15 protein-coding genes are annotated in these 18,018 nt (G+C 75.2%); 13 read left to right on the top strand and 2 right to left on the bottom strand.

From position 1 onward, the window contains the following. The first annotated feature begins 425 nt into the window (after positions 1 to 425). Genes E3Z34_RS10430 through E3Z34_RS10370 form a run of 12 tightly spaced genes read left to right on the top strand, consistent with a single transcriptional unit; the run spans position 426 to position 14,278 of the window. On the top strand, positions 426 to 1,292 hold the full coding sequence (locus E3Z34_RS10430) for a tetratricopeptide repeat protein (RefSeq protein ID WP_194092407.1): 867 nt from the start codon (positions 426 to 428) through the stop codon (positions 1,290 to 1,292). Continuing rightward, positions 1,289 to 2,140 carry an HAD-IIA family hydrolase gene (locus tag E3Z34_RS10425; RefSeq protein WP_134773539.1) on the top strand — a complete coding sequence of 284 codons (852 nt, stop codon included), beginning with the start codon at positions 1,289 to 1,291 and terminating at the stop codon, positions 2,138 to 2,140. Before E3Z34_RS10430 ends, E3Z34_RS10425 begins: the two co-directional genes overlap by 4 nt. After that, entirely contained in the window at positions 2,137 to 2,340 is a 204-nt protein-coding gene (locus E3Z34_RS10420; protein ID WP_134773538.1) for a hypothetical protein, read from the top strand. Before E3Z34_RS10425 ends, E3Z34_RS10420 begins: the two co-directional genes overlap by 4 nt. After that, positions 2,337 to 4,154: an NAD kinase gene (locus E3Z34_RS19830; protein ID WP_338043714.1), complete on the top strand. Its 1,818-nt coding sequence runs from the start codon at positions 2,337 to 2,339 to the stop codon at positions 4,152 to 4,154. The genes E3Z34_RS10420 and E3Z34_RS19830 overlap by 4 nt, the downstream gene beginning before the upstream one ends. Beyond that, on the top strand, positions 4,151 to 5,920 hold the full coding sequence (gene recN / locus E3Z34_RS10405) for a DNA repair protein RecN (protein ID WP_134773536.1): 1,770 nt from the start codon (positions 4,151 to 4,153) through the stop codon (positions 5,918 to 5,920). Before E3Z34_RS19830 ends, recN begins: the two co-directional genes overlap by 4 nt. Further along, positions 5,917 to 7,095 carry a putative cytokinetic ring protein SteA gene (gene steA / locus E3Z34_RS10400; protein WP_134773535.1) on the top strand — a complete coding sequence of 393 codons (1,179 nt, stop codon included), beginning with the start codon at positions 5,917 to 5,919 and terminating at the stop codon, positions 7,093 to 7,095. The genes recN and steA overlap by 4 nt, the downstream gene beginning before the upstream one ends. A 3-nt stretch (positions 7,096 to 7,098) precedes the next feature. Next, positions 7,099 to 8,280: a copper transporter gene (locus tag E3Z34_RS10395; RefSeq protein ID WP_134773534.1), complete on the top strand. Its 1,182-nt coding sequence runs from the start codon at positions 7,099 to 7,101 to the stop codon at positions 8,278 to 8,280. After that, entirely contained in the window at positions 8,277 to 9,071 is a 795-nt protein-coding gene (locus E3Z34_RS10390; protein ID WP_134773533.1) for a hypothetical protein, read from the top strand. The genes E3Z34_RS10395 and E3Z34_RS10390 overlap by 4 nt, the downstream gene beginning before the upstream one ends. Then, positions 9,068 to 10,708: a lipid II flippase MurJ gene (locus E3Z34_RS10385; protein WP_158288657.1), complete on the top strand. Its 1,641-nt coding sequence runs from the start codon at positions 9,068 to 9,070 to the stop codon at positions 10,706 to 10,708. Before E3Z34_RS10390 ends, E3Z34_RS10385 begins: the two co-directional genes overlap by 4 nt. 16 nt (positions 10,709 to 10,724) lie before the next feature. Then, a complete protein-coding gene (locus tag E3Z34_RS10380; RefSeq protein WP_134773531.1) occupies positions 10,725 to 11,846 on the top strand; it encodes a glycosyltransferase family 4 protein in 1,122 nt (373 codons plus the stop codon). A 60-nt stretch (positions 11,847 to 11,906) separates the two neighbouring features. Beyond that, positions 11,907 to 13,601, top strand: coding sequence for a CTP synthase (locus tag E3Z34_RS10375; protein WP_134773530.1), 1,695 nt, complete (start codon positions 11,907 to 11,909; stop codon positions 13,599 to 13,601). A gap of 41 nt (positions 13,602 to 13,642) precedes the next feature. Beyond that, positions 13,643 to 14,278 (top strand): NUDIX domain-containing protein, encoded by a 636-nt coding sequence (locus tag E3Z34_RS10370; protein ID WP_134773529.1) that lies wholly within the window; start codon positions 13,643 to 13,645, stop codon positions 14,276 to 14,278. Here E3Z34_RS10370 and E3Z34_RS10365 read toward each other — a convergent pair. After that, entirely contained in the window at positions 14,265 to 15,029 is a 765-nt protein-coding gene (locus E3Z34_RS10365) for a hypothetical protein (RefSeq protein ID WP_134773528.1), read from the bottom strand. The genes E3Z34_RS10370 and E3Z34_RS10365 overlap by 14 nt on opposite strands. Positions 15,030 to 15,295: 266 nt before the next feature. Here E3Z34_RS10365 and aspS point away from each other — a divergent pair, with 266 nt between their 5' ends. Beyond that, a complete protein-coding gene (gene aspS / locus E3Z34_RS10360) occupies positions 15,296 to 17,122 on the top strand; it encodes an aspartate--tRNA ligase (RefSeq protein ID WP_134773527.1) in 1,827 nt (608 codons plus the stop codon). Between the two features lie 29 nt (positions 17,123 to 17,151). Here the strand turns inward: aspS and E3Z34_RS10355 are convergent, their stop codons facing one another. After that, positions 17,152 to 17,961, bottom strand: coding sequence for a GNAT family N-acetyltransferase (locus E3Z34_RS10355; protein WP_134773526.1), 810 nt, complete (start codon positions 17,959 to 17,961; stop codon positions 17,152 to 17,154). Positions 17,962 to 18,018: the final 57 nt, after the last annotated feature.

Genomic DNA, 18,018 nt, shown 5'->3' with positions numbered 1-18,018 from the left:
GCACGTTTCGTGCCGACCAGGGCCTACTGTCATGTCTGCGTGGTCGTGCGACGGCCCAGTCCGCTGGTCGAGGACCAGTCCCGAGAGGATGGATCCCTGTGAACGACGACGGTGAGCGACGAGGCGAGGACCGCGCCGGCGACGGCCGGCAGGACCGTCCGCGGCGCGAGGGATCCGATCCGCGTCGACGGGACGACCGGGCCCGCCGGGACACCGGCGGGGCGCGCGGGGGTGCATCGTCCTCCGACCGGCGCGGTGGGGACCGGCGCGGAGGTGCGGGTCCTGCGGACCGGCGGGGAGGCGACCGGCGGGGAGGCTCAGCTGGCGACCGCCGCGGTGGTGACGGTCGTGGAGGCGCGGGTGCATTCGACCGACGCGGTGGTGACCGTCCGGGAGCCGGCGGGCAGTCGGACCGGCGGGGCGGGGTGTCCCGTGACCGTGACCGTGACCGTGACCAGGACCGCTACAGGGACCGCCCCTACCGTGAGCCTCGCCCGCGGGACCCGGAGATCCCTGAAGGCGTCGACGCGGGAGGGATCGACCGCAGCCTGCGTCAGGAGCTGCGCACCCTGAGCAAGGAGAACGCCGAGGGCGTGGGTGGGCATCTGGTCATGGTCGGTCGGGCCCTGGACGCGGAGGACTTCGACCTGGCCCTGGCCCACGCCGAGGCCGCCTCGCGACGGGCGGGCCGGGTGGCCGGCGTGCGCGAGACCCTCGGGGTCGTGCACTACCGGCGCGGGGAGTGGGCCAAGGCCCTGGCGGAGTTCCGGACGGCGCGCCGGCTGTCCGGGACGCACCACCTCATCCCCCTCATGGCGGACGCCGAGCGGGGTCTCGGTCGCCCGGAGCGGGCTCTGGAGCTGGCGGCCTCGCCCGAGGCCAGGACGCTGGGCGCGGATGAGCAGGTCGAGCTGGGGATCGTGGTGGCCGGCGCCCGGGCGGACATGGGTCAGACCGCGGCCGCGGTGCTGCACCTGCGGGACCTGCTGGCGCGGACCAGGGACTCCGACCCCTGGTTGGCCCGCCTGCGCTACGCCTACGCGGCCGCTCTGGAGGGTGACGGGCAGTCGGCCGAGGCCCGTGCCTGGTTCCAGCGTGCCGCCGAGGCCGACACCCATGGTGAGACCGACGCCGCCGAGCTGTTGGGCGGGGAGGCGGAGCCACTCATCCTGGACTTGGGTGACGACGAGGACGACGAGGTCGACGCTCCGGCCCCGCCCGCCCCGCACGACGGCGACCGCGACGGTCGTCCCTCCCGCTCCTCGGAGCCGGAGGAAGGAGCGGGTCGATGACGATCGAGGGTCTCCTCTGCGACCTGGACGGCGTGGTCTACCGGGGGTCCGAGGCGTGCCCGGGTGCGGTCGAGGGTCTGACCGCCGCTCGTCGCGCCGGTGTCCGAGTCCTCTACATGACCAACAACGCCAGCCGGCCGCCGCAGGCTGTGGCCGACCACCTCAGCGACCTGGGTCTGCCCACGTCCGCCGCCGACGTCCTGGGAGCCTCCCAGGTCGCTGCGTCCGTGCTGGCCACGCGGAAAGTGGAGCTGGACGCCGGGGACCGCGCGGGTGACCCCGGGGTCGTCCTGGCCGTCGGCGGCCCCGGCGTGGCGCTCGCCCTCGAGGCGGTCGGCCTGCCGGCCGTTCTCCCGGAGCGGACGCGGGCGGCGGCCGAGGGCGGGGCGCCGCTGACCGTGGACACGGTCGTCCAGGGATACGGCGCGGAGGTGACGGCCCTGGATCTCGCCGAGGCGGCCTACGCCATCGGGGCGGGCGCGGCCTGGATCGCCACGAACGACGACGCGACCCTGCCCACGCAACGGGGACTCGCCCCGGGGAACGGCGCCCTGGTGGCGGCCGTCGCCCACGCGACCGGGGCGACCCCGGAGGTCGTGGGCAAGCCACACCGTGCGGCCTACGACGTGGCGCTCCAGCGGCTGGGGCTCGCCCCCGGGCGGTGCCTGATGATCGGGGACCGGCTGGAGACGGACATCGGGGGAGCGCGGGCGGCCGGGTTGCGCACGGCTCTCGTCCTGACCGGTGTGGCCTCGCGCGAGGACGCGGACGCCGCCCCGGAGGAGCTGCGACCCGACCACGTGGTGGGGACCATCCCGGAGCTCGGCTTCCTGTGGGGGGACTCGTGAGCGACGGGCAGGCACCACCGCGTCCGTCGACCGGGGACCCGGCGGTCGACCGCGTCCTGGAGGACCTGGACGACGGCCTCGCGTCGGCCCCGGAGGACCAGGTGGGCCTGGTCACCGAGGCCCACCGGCTGCTCCAGGCGCGGTTGACCTCCCCGGCGCCGCCCGCGCCACCGGGCCAGGCGCGCCCGGGTCCTCGGTGAGCGATCGACGACTGGACCACGAGGTGGTGGCTCGCGGCCTGGCCCCCAGCCGCAGCCAGGCTCAGCAGCTGATCCGCTCGGGCCTGGTCACGGTCGACGGGGTCGTGGTCCTCAAGCCGTCCCTGCCGGTCGGCCACGACGACGACGTCGCGCTCGTCCCCGCGGAGGGGTCACCGGGCGCGGACGACCCCGGCGCCGCAGCCTGGATCCTGCGGGGCTGGGTCGGCCGGGGTGCGCTCAAGCTGGAGCACGCCCTCGAGGTATGGGGCCGCGCGGGGCTCACGGTGGCAGGGGCCCGGTGCCTGGACGTGGGGGCGTCGACGGGCGGGTTCACGCAGGTGCTCCTGGAGCACGGCGCCGACCACGTCGTGGCGTTGGACGTCGGCCGGGACCAGCTGCATACCCGGCTCCGTGAGGACCCTCGGGTGACCGACCTGTCTCGGACGTCGGTCCGGGACGTGGTGCCGGGGGACCTCGGCGGACCCTTCGACGTGGTGGTGGCCGACCTGTCCTTCATCTCCCTCTCCTCGTCCTGCCCGCTCTCGCCGCGCTCACGGCGGTCGGCGGGCACGTCGTGGTGCTGGTCAAGCCGCAGTTCGAGGTGGGGCGAGGCTCCCTCGGGCGGGCGGGGTCGTGCGGTCGCGGACGGGACGTGCCGAGGTGCTGGAGCGGCTGGACGCGGAGGCCCGGGCTGCGGGGCTGACCCCGGTCGACCTGGAGCGGTCCCCGGTCACCGGCAGCAGCGGCAACATCGAGTACCTCTGGTGGTTGCGGGTCTGTCCGGACGGCATGATGGACTGTGGCCGGCCACCCGACGAGCTTGCGGCCCGTCGCCGGGAGCTGCGAGGACAGGAGGAGCCATGAGCCGTCGAGTGATGCTCGTCACCCACCCGACGCGCCCCGAGGCGGTGGAGCTCGCGCAGACCCTGGGGGAGCGGCTGGCCGCCCACGGCGTCGGGGTGGAGATCGTGCCGGAGGCCGAGCCCACCAGGATGCTCGCCGGCCAGGACACCTCCCCGGGGGCGGGGACGTCCTCCACCACCGTGAAGAGCCCGATCCCGGCCCACGTGGACGCCAGCGGGTGCGAGCTGGTCGTGGTCTTCGGCGGTGACGGGACCATCCTGCGCGGGGCCGAGGTCGCCCGCCCGGCCGGGATCCCCCTGCTGGGCGTCAACCTGGGTCGCGTGGGGTTCCTCGCCGAGGCGGAGCGGGACGACGTGGACCACATCGTCGCGCGGATCGTCCGGGGGGACTACCGGGTCGAGCGTCGGATGACCCTTGAGGTCGACGTGCTCAACGAGGGGCGGGTCGTGGGGTCCAACTGGGCCCTCAACGAGGCCAGCGTCGAGAAGTCGGCGCGCGAGCGCATGCTCGAGCTGGCGGTGGAGGTCGACGGTCGGCCGCTGTCCACCTGGGGCTGCGACGGGGTCGTCATCTCCACCCCCACCGGCTCGACCGCCTACGCCTTCTCCGGCGGGGGCCCGGTCGTGTGGCCGGACGTCGAAGCCCTGCTCCTCGTCCCCATCTCCGCGCACGCGCTCTTCGCGCGGCCCGTGGTGCTGGGGCCCGACACGCACCTGGCCGTCGAGGTGGTCCCGCACTCCCACGTCACCGGCGTGATGTGGTGCGACGGACGGCGCACCATCGAGCTGCCGCCCGGTGCCCGGGTGGAGGTGCGCCGGTCCGACACCCCCGTCCTCATCGCTCGGCTGAGCGACGACCCGTTCACCGACCGGCTCGTCCACAAGTTCGCCCTGCCGGTCACCGGCTGGCGTGGCCCGGCCGCCACCCGGCCGGCGGTGGCCGGCGCGTGACCCTGCGACGCATCCGGATCCAGGGGCTCGGAGTCATCGACGACGCCGAGCTGGACCTGAGCGACGGCCTGAACGTCATCACCGGGGAGACGGGGGCCGGGAAGACCATGGTCGTCAGCGGGCTGGGCCTGCTGCTGGGTGACCGTGCCGACGCCGGGCTGGTCCGCGCCGGCTCGGGGCGCGCGGTGGTGGAGGGCGAGGTGGACGTCCCCGCCGACCACCCGGCCTCCCTGCGCGTCGCCGAGGCCGGAGGTGATGTCGACGACGGTCTCATCCTGGTCCGCACCGTCGCCGCCGAGGGGCGGTCGAGGGCGTCCGTCGGAGGACGCAGCGCCCCTGTCTCGGTGCTGACCGACGTCGGCAGGCACCTCGTGGCGGTCCACGGTCAGGCCGACCAGTGGCGGTTGCGGGACGCCGAGCAGCACCGCGTCCTGCTCGACGCCGCCGGGGGCGAGGAGGTGGCCGACGCCCTGGCCGCCTACCAGCAGGTGTGGGCGCGGTGGCAGGGCGCCCGGGAGCGGTTGGAGGGCCTGACCCGGTCCTCCGCCGAGCGGTCGGTGAGGGTCGCCGCGCTGCGGACCGCGCTGGAGGAGATCGAGGCGGTCGCCCCCGTCGAGGGGGAGGAGGACGAGCTGAGAGCCGAGGCGGTGCGGCTGTCCCACGCCGAGGAGCTGCGGGCCGGTGCCCAGACGGCGCACGACGCCCTCGCCGGGGACGACCTGGACGACCAGCCGTCCGTCAGCGGACTGCTCGCCGCCGCGATGGCCGGCCTCGGGCCTGCCGCCGAGCACGACCCGGAGCTGGCCGGGCTGCGGACCCGGACGGAGGAGCTCGCCTACCTCACCTCCGACCTGGCCTCCGACCTGGCGTCCTACGCCGGTGGGGTCGAGGTCGACCCGGCGCGGCTCGAGACGGTCCAGACGCGTCGCGCGGCGCTGGGCGGGCTGCTGCGGCGGTACGGCCCCGGGACCGCGGACGTCCTGCACTTCGCCGAGGAGGCGGCGGGGGAGCTCGCCGGCATCGACCTGTCCGACGAGCAGCTGGAGGATCTGCGCACCGAGGTCGCGGAGCTGCGCCGTGCGGTCGGGCGCGCCGGTGCCGCCCTCACCGCCGCGCGGTCCCGGGTGGGTCAGCGGGTCGGTGCGAGGGTCAGCGAGGAGCTGGCCCACCTGGCCATGGGCTCGGCCACCGTGACCGTGGACGTCTCCCCGCGCTTGGCGCCGGACGAGGAGCCCGGCGTCGAGGCGACGAGCGGCACCGTCCCCCTGGAGGGCGGGCGGCTGGCCCGGCCCGCGAGCCACGGCCTCGACCTGGTCGAGATCCGGCTGGCCGCCAACCCCGGTGCGCCCGCGCGGTCGGTCACCCGCGCGGCGTCGGGGGGAGAGCTGTCCCGGGTGATGCTGGCGCTGGAGCTGGTCTGCGGTGCGGGGACCGGTTCGGTCCCCACCTACGTCTTCGACGAGGTCGATGCCGGGGTCGGTGGCGCGGCGGCGCTGGACCTGGGTGCCCGGCTGGCGCGCCTGGCCCGGCACAGCCAGGTCGTGGTGGTCACCCACCTCGGCCAGGTGGCCGCTCACGCCGACCGGCACCTGGTCGTCCGCAAGAGCACCGACGGCCAGGTGACGCGCAGCGGCGTGGTGGCGGTCGAGGGCTCCGAGCGGGAGGCCGAGCTGGCCCGGATGCTGGGTGGCGTCGCCGAGTCCGACGCCGCCCGGGAGCACGCGCGTGAGCTGCTGGCCCGTCGCACCACGGGGAGCGGGCCGTGAGCCCACCTCGTCGCCGGGACCGCCAGCCGGACCTGGCCGCCCCGGTCACCGGCAGGGTGCGGGTGGACCCCCGCACCAAGAAGCTCACCGGCCGACTGCGGCCCGGTGAGATCGCCGTCATCGACCACGAGGACCTCGACCAGGTCAGCGCGCACGCGCTTGCGGCCTGCCAGCCGGCCGCGGTGGTCAACGCCGCCCCGTCCACGAGCGGGGCCTACCCCAACATGGGTCCCCAGATCCTCGTGGACGCGGGCATCCCGGTGCTGGACCGGGTCGGGGCCGAGGTGATGGAGCTGGTGGAGGGCTCGACCGGGACGGTCACCGGCAGCGAGCTGTGGGTCGACGGGCGTCTGGTGACGAGCGGGACGCGTCTGACGCCGGACCTCGTCGCCGCCCAGCACGACGCGGCACGGTCCAACCTGTCCTCCCAGATCGAGGCGTTCTCGCACAACACCATGGATTACCTCCGGCAGGAACGGGCCCTCCTGCTCGACGGGATCGGGGTCCCGGAGCTGCGGACCTCGTTCGCCGGCCGCTACGCCCTCGTCGTGGTGCGGGGCTACCACTACAAGGAGGACCTGCAGACCCTGCGGCCGTTCCTGCGGGAGGCCCGGCCGGTGCTCATCGGGGTGGACGGTGGCGCGGACGCCCTGCTGGAGCTCGGCTACCGGCCCGACCTCATCGTGGGTGACATGGACTCCGTCTCCGACGCGGCGTTGCGCAGCGGCGCCGAGCTGGTCGTGCACGCCTACCGTGACGGACGGGCCCCGGGACTCGACCGGGTGCAGGAGCTGGGCATCCAGGACGCCGTCGTCCTGCCCGCCCCCGGGACGAGCGAGGACATCGCGATGCTGGTCGCGGACGAGCTGGGGGCCGAGCTCATCGTCGCCGTCGGCACCCACGACACGCTGGTGGAGTTCCTCGACAAGGGACGTCAGGGGATGGCCAGCACCTTCCTCACGCGGCTGCGGGTCGGGAGCAAGCTCGTGGACGCCAAGGGCGTCAGCCTGCTCTACCGGTCCAGGATCTCGACCTGGTCCGTGGTGTGGCTCGCGCTGGCGGGCCTGTTCGCCGTCCTCGCCGCGCTGGGCGCGACCCCGGGAGGTCGGGCCCTCTTCGGCGTCGTGGCCGTACGATGGGACGATGCCTGGGCCTGGATCGAGGGGCTGTTCTGAGCCGTGATCGACTTCCGTTACCACGTCGTGTCCCTGGTCGCGGTCTTCATCGCCCTCGCGGTGGGAATCGTGCTGGGTGCCGGGCCGCTCCGGGAGGGCATCTCCGACACCCTCGAGGGGGAGGTGGAGCAGCTGCGCGCCGAGCGCTCCGACCTGCGCACCGAGCTGGGCGCCGCGCAGGCCCTGGCCGGTGACAAGGACGCCGCCCTGGGGTCGGTCGCCGACCGGGTGGTGGCCGGCACCCTGAGCGGGGCGCGCGTCGCCGTGGTGGTGCTCCCCGAGGCTGACCGCAACCACGTCGCCCGGGTCCAGGACGGCGTGGAGGCCGCGGGGGGAGAGGTGGTGCTCGCGCTCGAGGTGTCCAGCGACCTGGAGGCGCTGGAGGCCCCGGAGGGGCGTGGGGCCCTGGCCCGCGAGCTCCGCAGCGGGCTCGACATCGAGGACAGGTCCGCGCCGGGCGACGAGGCCGCACCGGAGGAGGTGCAGCCCGGTCTGGCCCCTGTGCTCGCCGCCGCGCTCCTCGGGGCCGACGCCGTCGGGCAGACGGGGGCCTGGCTCGCCACCCTGGAGCGGCTCGAGCTGGAGGGGTATGTCGATCTCGACTGGCGGGGTGAGGCCCAGGGCTCGGTGCTCGACCGACGACCACCCGACGCCCTGCTCGTGCTGGACGGGGAGCTGGCGACGGACGAGGACGACCAGCCCACCCGTGCCTCGGTCGCCGCGCTCCAGGAGCGCTCCTCGCTGGTCGAGCGGCTGGCCGAGGGTGGCGCGGCGGCCGTCGTGGCCGGGTCCGGTGCCGAGTCGCGGGCCCTCTCCCCGGGCGGCGGGGTGAGCCCGCTGGTGGGCGTGGTCCGCGACCGGCGCGACCTGAGGGAGGAGACCTCCACGGTCGACAACCTGGAGAGCGCCGCCGGGCAGCTCTCCGCCGTCCTGGCGCTCGCGTGGGAGCTGGAGGGTCGCAGCGGGAGCTACGGCGAGGGCGGGTCGGTGGACGCCGCGGTCCCGGCACCCGCGCCGGTGCGGATCATCACCCCTCCCGGTCCTGACCCGGACCAGGCCGAGATCACCGGCCCCGTCCCCGAGCCCGAGGACGCTCCGGGGACCGAGGCCGTCGAGGAGGACCCCCAGCCCGTCCCCGCCCCGACCTCCGCCCCGGACGACGCGACCGCCACGGCGACCCCGTGACGCACCCGCTCGCCGTGGCCGCGGCTGCCGCCTCCGCGGCCCTGGGCGTGCGGGTCGCCTCCCGGCGTGGGTGGCTCCCCGGTGGGTCGGAGCGCTGGGAGAGGACCAACCACGCCGGTGACCCCGTGACCCTCACTGAGGGACTGAGCCTGGCCGTCGGCGCCGTCGCCCCGCTCCTGCTGGTCGACCCCGCCGCGGCCTGGGCGGTGGGGGAGAGCGCCGTCGCCGGTGCCCTGGACGACGTGGACGGCCGCACCGACGTCAAGGGCCTGCGGGGGCACCTGCGCCTCCTGCGGAACGGCGAGCTGACCAGCGGCGTCGTCAAGATCCTCGCCCTCGTCGAGGCGGGGGCGGTCTCGGTCGCGTGGTCCGACCGGAGGAGCGGTCGTGGCCTCGGTGCCCACACCCTGGCCGGGGCCGGTCTGGTGGCGGGTGCCGCCAACCTGGCGAACCTCTTCGACCTGCGCCCCGGGCGGGCGCTCAAGGTCTTCCTGGCCTGCGGACTGCCGCTCGCGGCGGCCGGCCGGCCGGCCGCCGCCGCGGTCGTGGGTGCCGGTCTGGTCGTTCTGCCCGACGACCTCCGGGGGCGCTCCATGCTCGGTGACACGGGGGCCAACCCGCTGGGGGCGGCGGTCGGGCTGGCCGCGGCCCAGCTGCTGCCGGACCGTGGCCGGTGGATGGCCCTGGGCGTGGTCACCGGGCTCGTGCTGGCGAGCGAGAGGGTGAGCTTCAGCGCCGTCATCGACAGGACACCGGTGCTGCGTGCGGTGGACCGGTGGGGCCGGGCGTGACGGCGACGCCCAGCGCCCGCCTCGGAGGGCAGGGGCTGGTGGCGGCGGCCGGACTCATCGCCGTCGTCACGATCCTGGCCCGAGCGGTCGGGCTGGCCCGCTGGGCGGCGTTCTCCCACGCGGTGGGGGCCACGTGCGTGGGTCAGGTCTACGCCACCGTCAACCAGGTGCCGAACGTCCTCTTCGAGGTCGCGGCGGGCGGTGCCCTGGCGGCCGTCGCGGTGCCGCTCGTCGCTCGGCACCTGCAGCGGGGGGATGAGGAGACGGCCGACCGCACCGCCTCGGCCCTGCTGGGGTGGACCCTGCTCGTGCTGCTGCCGCTGGCGCTGCTGGTCGCGCTGACGGCCGGCCCCGTGGCGGCCCTGCTCCTGGGTGGGGGGGACCTCGAGCGGGGCTGCGAGCCCCGCGCGGCCGTCGACCTCGGCCGGTTCATGCTGCTGCTCTTCGCCCCGCAGGTCGTGCTCTACGGCGTCGGCATCATGCTCACCGGGGTGCTGCAGGCGCACCGCCGCTTCCTCGCGGCCGCCCTGGCCCCGCTGCTGTCGAGCCTGGTCGTCATCGGTGTCTACCTCACCTTCGGGGTGCTGCACGACCCCGACCAGCCGCTGGCCGAGCTGCCCCGCTCCGCCCTGGTCCTGCTCGCCGGGGGCACCACGCTCGGTGTGGCGGTGCTGAGCCTGCCCCTGCTGCTGCCGGCGGCCCGGCTCGGGGTGCGGTGGCGTCCGACGCTGCGCTTCCCCGCCGGCTCCGGGCGGACGGCGGGGGCCCTGGCCGGCGCCGGCGTGCTCGCCGTCGGGGCCCAGCAGGTCTTCGTGGTGGTCGTGCTCCTGCTCACCGGCCGCACCGGGGTGGCGGGTATCACGGTGTGGAACTACGCACAGACCGTCTACCTGCTTCCCTTCGCCGTCCTGGTGGTGCCGCTGGCCACGGCCGCCTTCCCGAGGCTGACCGACGCCCCCGACCAGGCCCGTCGGACCCTGCGCCGGACCCTGACGGCTGCGGTGGTCGCCGCGGCGACGGGTGCGGCCGTGCTGGCCGCCACCCGGCACGACGTCGGGCAGGTCTTCCTCGCCCTCGACGCCGGGGCCGACGGGCCCGGGCGGGAGAGCCTGGAGGCCCTGCCGACGACCCTGGCGCTGCTGGCCCCCGGCCTGCTCGGCATGGCCGTGATCGCCGTTCTCACCCGGGCCCTGTATGCCGCGAACCGGGCCTGGGACGCCGCCGCCGGCACGGTCCTGGGCTGGGCCGTCGCCGGGCTGCTCGCGCTCGTGCTCGCCCCCTGGGCGGCGGGCCAGGCAGGGATCACCGGTGTGCTCGCGCTCCTGGCCGCGTCCTCCTCGACGGGCATGACCCTGGCCGCGGCCGTGCTCCTGCTCCTCACCCGCGCGGCCTGGGGCCAGGACTCCCTACGCGGTCTCGGCAGGGCGGCCGCCGCCGCCCTGGCAGGAGCCACCCTCGTGGTCCTGCTGCGACTGGCCCTGCCGGCCCCCGACGGCTGGGTCTCCGCGCTGGGGTGGGGGGCCCTGACCACCCTCGCCGCACCGGTGCTGGTCGGGGCGGTGACGGCGACGCTGGCGCCGGAGGCCTGGCGGGTCGTCCGTGCGAGAATCGCCCGCAGCCGGGGGACCCGGTCCTGAGACGAAGGGGTCTGGCGTGAACATCCTGCTCGTCACCGCGGTGGTCGCCGGCGGGGTCGGACGGCACGTGCGCCAGCTCGCACGCGGACTCGCCCGGCAGGGTCACGCGGTCGTCGTCGCCTGCCCGACGGCCGTGGCCGAGCAGTTCCGTCTCGCCGAGCACGGCGTCCACGTCGAGACGGTGGAGATCGGCGCGGGGCGGCTGCCCCTCCCCGGCCCTCGCCAGACCGGTCGGCTCGCCGCGCTCGTGGGCCGCGCCGACGTCGTCCACGCCCACGGGGTGCGCGCCGGCGCCTACGCCGCCCTGGCCCGACGGAGGTCCAGCACGCCCCTGGTGGTGACCACGCACAACGCCCCGCCAGCCGGCCGGGCCGGGGTCGTCTACCGCGTGCTGGAGGAGGTCGTGTGCCGCCGCGGCGACCTCGTCCTCGGCGTCTCGCCCGACCTCGTGGCGCGCGCGCGGCGCCGCGGTGCCGCGGCCGTCGGGCTGGCGGTGGTCCCGGCCGACGACACCCCCGTGTCGGGGCCGGAGGAGCGACGGGCCGCCAGGTGGGCGGTGCGCACCGAGCTGGGGCTCCCGACGGAGGGGGGCCCACCGGTGATCGTCTCGGCCGGTCGGCTCGGCGCGCAGAAGCGCACGGGCCTGGTCCTGGAGGCCTACCACCGGCTCCTGGCGACGGTCGACCGGCACCCGCCCCCCGTCCTCGTCCTGGCCGGCGACGGCCCCGAACGGGCCGAGCTGGAGCGCCTGGCCGGTCAGGGCCCGGGTGACGTGCGTCTGCTCGGCCAGCGGGACGACGTGCCCACCCTGCTGGCCGGGGCCGACGTGGCCGTGTCCGCCGCGGTGTGGGAGGGACAACCCCTGTTCCTCCAGGAGGCGCTGGCCGCCGGGACCCCCGTGGTCGCGACGGACGTCGGTGGGACCGGTCTCGTCCTCGGCGGGGCCGGGCTGCTGGTCCCCGGCGAGGGCCGTGTGGCCGAGGCGCTCGCGGGCGCCGTGCGACGGGTGCTCCAGGAGCCCGGCCTCGCGGAGGACCTCCGCACCCGCTCCCTGGCGCGCGCCGCCGAGCTGCCGACCGTCGAGGAGGCCGTCGCAGCCGCGCTGGAGGCCTACCGGTGCCTCCGCCCCGGCCGCTGAGCGGCGGCATACCCCACCCGCCCCGAGGCCCGGCCCGGCCGTGGCGTAGGATCAAAGCCCGTGGCGGAGACGACGAAGCACATCTTTGTGACCGGAGGCGTCGCCTCCTCGCTCGGGAAGGGCCTGACGGCCTCCAGCCTGGGGTTCCTGCTCAGGTCGCGCGGCCTGCGGGTGACGATGCAGAAGCTGGACCCGTACATCAACGTGGACCCGGGCACGATGAACCCGTTCCAGCACGGCGAGGTCTTCGTCACCGACGACGGGGCGGAGTGCGACCTCGACATCGGCCACTACGAGCGGTTCCTGGACCGCAACCTCACCGGCCGCGCCAACGTCACCACCGGCCAGGTCTACAACGACGTGATCGCCAAGGAGCGCCGCGGGGAGTATCTCGGCGACACGGTCCAGGTCATCCCCCACATCACCAACGAGATCATCGCCCGGATGCGCGCCGACGCGGACCTGCCCGACGGGGAGCGCCCGGACATCATCATCACCGAGGTGGGCGGCACCGTCGGCGACATCGAGAGCCTGCCCTTCCTCGAGGCGGCCCGCCAGGTCCGGCACGCGATCGGCCGTGCCAACAGCTTCTTCGTTCACGTCTCGCTGGTGCCCTACCTCGCTCCCAGCGGCGAGCTGAAGACCAAGCCGACGCAGCACTCCGTCGCAGCCCTGCGGCAGGCAGGCATCACCCCCGACGCCCTCGTCCTGCGCGCCGACCGCGAGATCCCGGAGGGCATCAAGCGCAAGATCTCGATGATGTGCGACGTCGACCAGCAGGCGGTCGCCGCCTGCGTGGACGCGCCGTCCATCTACGACATCCCCAAGATCCTGCACCGGGAGATGCTCGACGCCTACGTCGTCCGGCACCTGGGGATGGTCTTCAAGGACGTCGACTGGTCCGCGTGGGACGCCCTGCTCGAGCGGGTCCACGAGCCGGAGCACCGCGTCGAGATCGCCCTCGTGGGCAAGTACGTCGACCTGCCCGACGCCTACCTGTCGGTCACCGAGGCCCTGCGCGCCGGCGGCTTCCGGCACGACGCCAGGGTGGACATCCGATGGGTCCCTTCCGACGAGTGCCAGACCGAGGTGGGCGCCACCCGGGCCCTGGGCGGCGTGGACGCCGTGCTCGTGCCGGGCGGCTTCGGCGTGCGGGGGATCGAGGGCAAGATCGGGGCCCTGCGCTGGGCCCGGGAGCGGCAGGTGCCGACCCTGGGCATCTGCCTGGGTCTGCAGGCCATGGTCATCGAGCACGCCCGCAACGTCGCCGGGATCCCGGGGGCCAGCTCGACCGAGTTCGACCCGCGGACCCCCGACCCCGTCATCGCCACGATGAAGGAGCAGGAGGCCATCGTGGAGGGAGCCGGGGACCTGGGCGGCACCATGCGCCTCGGGTCCTACCCCGCGACCCTGCTCCCCGGCTCCGTGGTGGCGGAGGCCTACGGCGAGACCGAGGTCACCGAGCGTCATCGGCACCGCTACGAGGTGAACAACGCCTACCGGGACCGTCTCACCGACGCGGGCCTGGTCGTCTCCGGGACATGGCCCGAGGGGGACCTCGTGGAGTTCGTCGAGCTCCCGCGCGACGTGCACCCCTACTACGTCGCCACGCAGGCGCACCCGGAGTTCAAGTCCCGCCCCGACCACGCGCACCCGTTGTTCGCCGGGCTCGTGCGGGCCGCCCTCGACGTGCAGCGCAGCCAGCGGCTCGTCGAGGTGGAGGCACGCCACCACCAGCACGAGCTCCCGGAGTAGTCCGGCGGGAGCGGGTGACGGGCACCCCATACCGTGGGGTCATGAGCCTGGACGCCCCGCGGATGAGCCGAGCCGAGCTGCGCGACGAGCCGGGTCGTCGCCCCGTGCTGCGCAGCGAGGTGGTCTACGACGGTGCCGTCTGGGACGTGCGTCGGGACCGCGTCGACCTGGGGGAGGGCGGCGTGGTGGCGCGGGACTGGGTCGAGCACACCGGGGCCGTGGCGGTCCTGGCCGTGCGCGAGGACCGGGGCGAGGCCGAGATCCTCGTGGTGCGGCAGTACCGCCACCCCGTCGGTGCCGAGGACTGGGAGCTGCCCGCCGGGCTGTGCGACATGCCGGGGGAGGCGCCGGTGGTCACCGCCGCCCGTGAGCTGGCCGAGGAGGCCGACCTGGTGGCCTCGACCTGGGAGCAGCTGCTGACGTTCACGCCGTCGCCGGGCAGCCTCGGCGAGGTCATCACCGTGTTCGTCGCCACCGACCTGTCCGACGTCCCCGAGCACGAGCGCCACGCCCGCGCGCACGAGGAGGCGGGTATGCCGACCGCCTGGGTCGATCTGTCCGACGCCGTGGCCGCTGTGCTGGCCGGTCAGGTGCGTAACGGCCCGCTGCTCATCGGTGTCCTGTCCCTGGCCGCCCGTCGCGCGGCGGCCCCGGGAGGACAGCTCACAGCGGGGTGACGCTCACCCCCAGCAGCATCGCCAGCAGCCCGCCGACGACGGACAGCACGACATACGCGCTGATGAGACGGACGAAGCCCCACCCGCCCCCCTCCCGTCGCTCCGGAGCGGCCAGCGCCCGGCGTCGGCCCCTCCCGCCCAGCTCGTAGACGGCGTAGGCCAGCACACCCAGACCCGCGGGGGCCTGGAGGATCCAGAACCAGAACCAGCGGTTGCCGTGGACGGGCCGGGGACCGGAGACGACGAGCAGCAGGGTCCCCAGCGCCAGGACCCCTCCGGTGACCGCGCTGACCCACCACGCGATCGGGGCTCCCGGTCCGCCCACCTCCGGCAGACCGCGGCCGATCGACTCCAGGTCGGTGCCGGGGTCCAGGGAGCTGGCGCCCCGGGTGAGGCTGGGCGGGCCGTAGGCACCGTAGGCCGGGTCGGCGACCCGGACCCGCTGCCCGTCGGCCACCGTGTAGACGACGACGACCGGCTGGCCCTCGGTGGCTCCCGACACGACCGGGTCCGGCTCACCGGCCGTCCACCAGGGGCCGGGCGGAGAGGGGTGGGCAGCGGCAAGCGTGACCGCGGTCATCCGGCCCTGCTCGTGCTCCAGCGTCGCCCAGGGGACCCGCTCGTAACCTCCCGCCCAGGAGGCGACGGTGTGGACGGTCCAGAGCAGGATCAGGACGGCGGCGGCCACGAGGGCCAGCCGGGGCCGGGCGGGAGCGACGGTGCTCACGCGGGGCGCGACGGCGGAGGTCATGGGTGAACCGTAGCGTCCAGCGCCGCCGCGCGAGCGAATAGACTGCCCTCGTGCCCGGGGCGGAGTGACGACCCGCCCGCGGCGCGCGGTCCCGGAGGGGACCGGCCGCCGCACCCGTGCACCGCGCGTCCGGTGGACCGACGAGAGGCCGAGATCCTCGGCGAAGGTGTGGTGGCACCGCGACCTGGCCCCCGCCCACACCTGTCAGGGCTGCGTCGGGGATCCACCGTGGATCCTCGACGTGTCACGACCGAGAGGAGACAACCATGCTTCGCACCCATGAGGCCGGGACCCTGCGCCCGGAGCACGTGGGCACCACCGTGACCCTGACCGGCTGGATCGCGCGCCGCCGCGACCACGGCGGTGTCGCCTTCCTCGACCTGCGCGACGCCAGCGGCGTGGTCCAGGTCGTCGCCCGCGACGAGGTGCTGACCGGCACCGCGCACGACCTGCGCAACGAGTACTGCGTCAAGGTCGTGGGCACCGTGACCGCCCGCGCGGACAAGGACGTCAACCCCGACCTGCAGACCGGTGCCGTGGACGTCATCGCCACCGGCATCGAGGTGCTCAGCGAGTCCGCCCCGCTGCCCTTCCAGATCGACGAGCGGGTCAGCGTGGGCGAGGAGGCCCGGCTGCGGCACCGCTACCTGGACCTGCGCCGCCCGGGCGCCAGCTCGGCGGGGCAGAACCTGCGGCTGCGCTCCAAGGTCAACGCCGCGGCCCGCGCCGTGCTCGCGGAGCGCGACTTCGTCGAGATCGAGACCCCGACCCTGACCCGCTCGACCCCGGAGGGGGCGCGCGACTTCCTCGTGCCGGCCCGGCTGCAGCCGGGCAGCTGGTACGCCCTCCCGCAGAGCCCGCAGCTGTTCAAGCAGCTGCTCATGGTCTCCGGTATGGAGCGCTACTACCAGATCGCCCGCTGCTACCGCGACGAGGACTTCCGGGCCGACCGGCAGCCCGAGTTCACCCAGCTCGACATCGAGATGAGCTTCGTCGAGCAGGACGACGTCATCGAGCTCGGCGAGGCGGTCGCGCGGGCGGTCTGGGCGGTCAGGGGGGTCGAGCTGACCACCCCCTTCCCGCGGATGACCTACGCCGAGGCGATGGCCCGCTACGGCACGGACAAGCCCGACCTGCGCTTCGACCTCGAGCTCACCGACTGCACCGACTTCTTCGCCGGCACGCCCTTCCGGGTCTTCCAGGCGGAGTACGTCGGCGCGGTCGTCATGCCCGGTGGCGGCAGCCAGCCGCGCCGCCAGTTCGACGCCTGGCAGGAGTGGGCCAAGCAGCGCGGCGCCAAGGGCCTGGCCTACGTCACCGTCGGTGAGGACGGCGAGCTCGGCGGCCCGGTCGCCAAGAACATCTCCGAGCAGGAGAAGGCCGGTCTCGCGGCGCACGTGGGTGCGGCGCCGGGCGACGCGATCTTCTTCGCCGCCGGCCCGGTCAAGGCCTCACGAGCGCTCCTCGGTGCCGCCCGGCTGGAGATCGGCCGGCGCGTCGGGCTGATCGACGAGTCGGCCTGGAGCTTCCTGTGGGTCGTCGACGCGCCGCTCTTCGAGCCCGCCGGTGAGGCCGTCGCGGCCGGCGACGTCGCGGTGGGCGCCGGAGCGTGGACCGCGGTGCACCACGCCTTCACCTCCCCGCAGGAGCAGTTCCTCGACTCCCTGGAGTCCGACCCCGGTGCCGCCCTCGCCTACGCCTACGACCTGGTGTGCAACGGCAACGAGATCGGGGGCGGGTCGATCCGTATCCACCGCCGCGACGTGCAGGAGCGGGTCTTCGCGATCATGGGCCTGGACGAGGATCAGGCGCAGGAGAAGTTCGGCTTCCTCCTCGAGGCGTTCAAGTACGGCGCGCCCCCGCACGGCGGGATCGCCTTCGGCTGGGACCGGATCGTGGCGCTGCTGGCCGGCACCGACTCGATCCGCGACGTCATCGCCTTCCCCAAGACCGGCGGCGGCCTGGACCCCCTCACCGAGGCACCGGCGCCGATCACCTCCCAGCAGCGCAAGGAGGCCGGGATCGACGCCCGACCCCAGGCGCCGGCGCCCGCACCGCAGGGCGCCGAGGAGGTGAACCCCCGGGAGGGCTGAGCGCAGCCCCCCACCCGACCTGTGCGCGGTCAGCGGTCGGCCAGGTGCCGGGAGTGCCAGCGCCTGGCCGTCCGGTAGCCGAGGCGGTGGTAGAGGCGCCGGGCGACGTCGTTGTCGGAGAACATGCCGAGGGTGCAGACGCCGTGGCGGGCCACCGACCAGCGCGTCAGGGCGCTGGAGACCGTCTCGCCCCAGCCCTGCCCACGGGCCGGCACCGCCGTGAGGATGCCCGCGAGGTGGGGGACGCCCGAGCCCTCCAGCTCGGCGCCGCCGACCGCGACCAGCTCGCCGCGGCGGTCCCGGACCCCCACCCACCGGACGACCTCGCCCTCCCCGATCCGGGTCCACACGCGGGGGTTGTGCTCCCGGGCGAAGGCGGTGAGCTCCTCGGCGTCGTCCTGGTCGTCGAGCAGGACGAGCCGCTCCTCCCCGGGTCGTGGCGGGGGAGCGGTCGTCGTCCACATCCACTCCCAGTCCCCGCCGCGGTCCGTGAGCGGCAGCTCGGCCTGCCCCACCACCGCGTGCTCCTGGGGGACCGACGCCGACATCGCGCCCCAGGCGTCCAGCAGACCTGCCGCGCGGACGGCCCGGAGGGTCGAGGCGACCCGGCCGGCCTCCTCGGTGAGGTCGGTGGGGGTCCGGCCCGGCGGCATACCCGGTCGCAGCGGGAGCACCCAGAGCCCCGGCCGGTGACCGAGCCGCTGGACGACGGCGACGACCTCGTGCACGACGGCCGAGCCGGGCAGGGGGTCGGCGAGGGCCCAGCGCACCCACGGGTCCTGTCCCGCGGATCTCAGCAGGTAGGCCCGGGTGACCTCGCGCAGCAGGGTGGACGGCACGGGCGTCAGCGTAGTGCGCCCCACACTCCGGGCACGGATGAGGGCCGGGTGCGAGGG

Source organism: Ornithinimicrobium flavum (assembly GCF_004526345.1).
Lineage (GTDB): Bacteria > Actinomycetota > Actinomycetes > Actinomycetales > Dermatophilaceae > Ornithinicoccus > Ornithinicoccus flavus.
The sequence above is the reverse complement of the archived record's forward strand: the minus strand, read 5'-3'. Positions and strand labels throughout refer to the sequence as shown.

Excerpts from the sequence above, each read along its gene's own strand:
- E3Z34_RS10365 (WP_134773528.1), bottom strand. The coding sequence starts at position 15,029 with ATGACCTCCGCCGTCGCGCCCCGCGTGAGCACCGTCGCTCCCGCCCGG.
- E3Z34_RS10370 (WP_134773529.1), top strand. The coding sequence starts at position 13,643 with ATGAGCCTGGACGCCCCGCGGATGAGCCGAGCCGAGCTGCGCGACGAG.
- E3Z34_RS10425 (WP_134773539.1), top strand. The coding sequence starts at position 1,289 with ATGACGATCGAGGGTCTCCTCTGCGACCTGGACGGCGTGGTCTACCGG.
- aspS (WP_134773527.1), top strand. The coding sequence starts at position 15,296 with ATGCTTCGCACCCATGAGGCCGGGACCCTGCGCCCGGAGCACGTGGGC.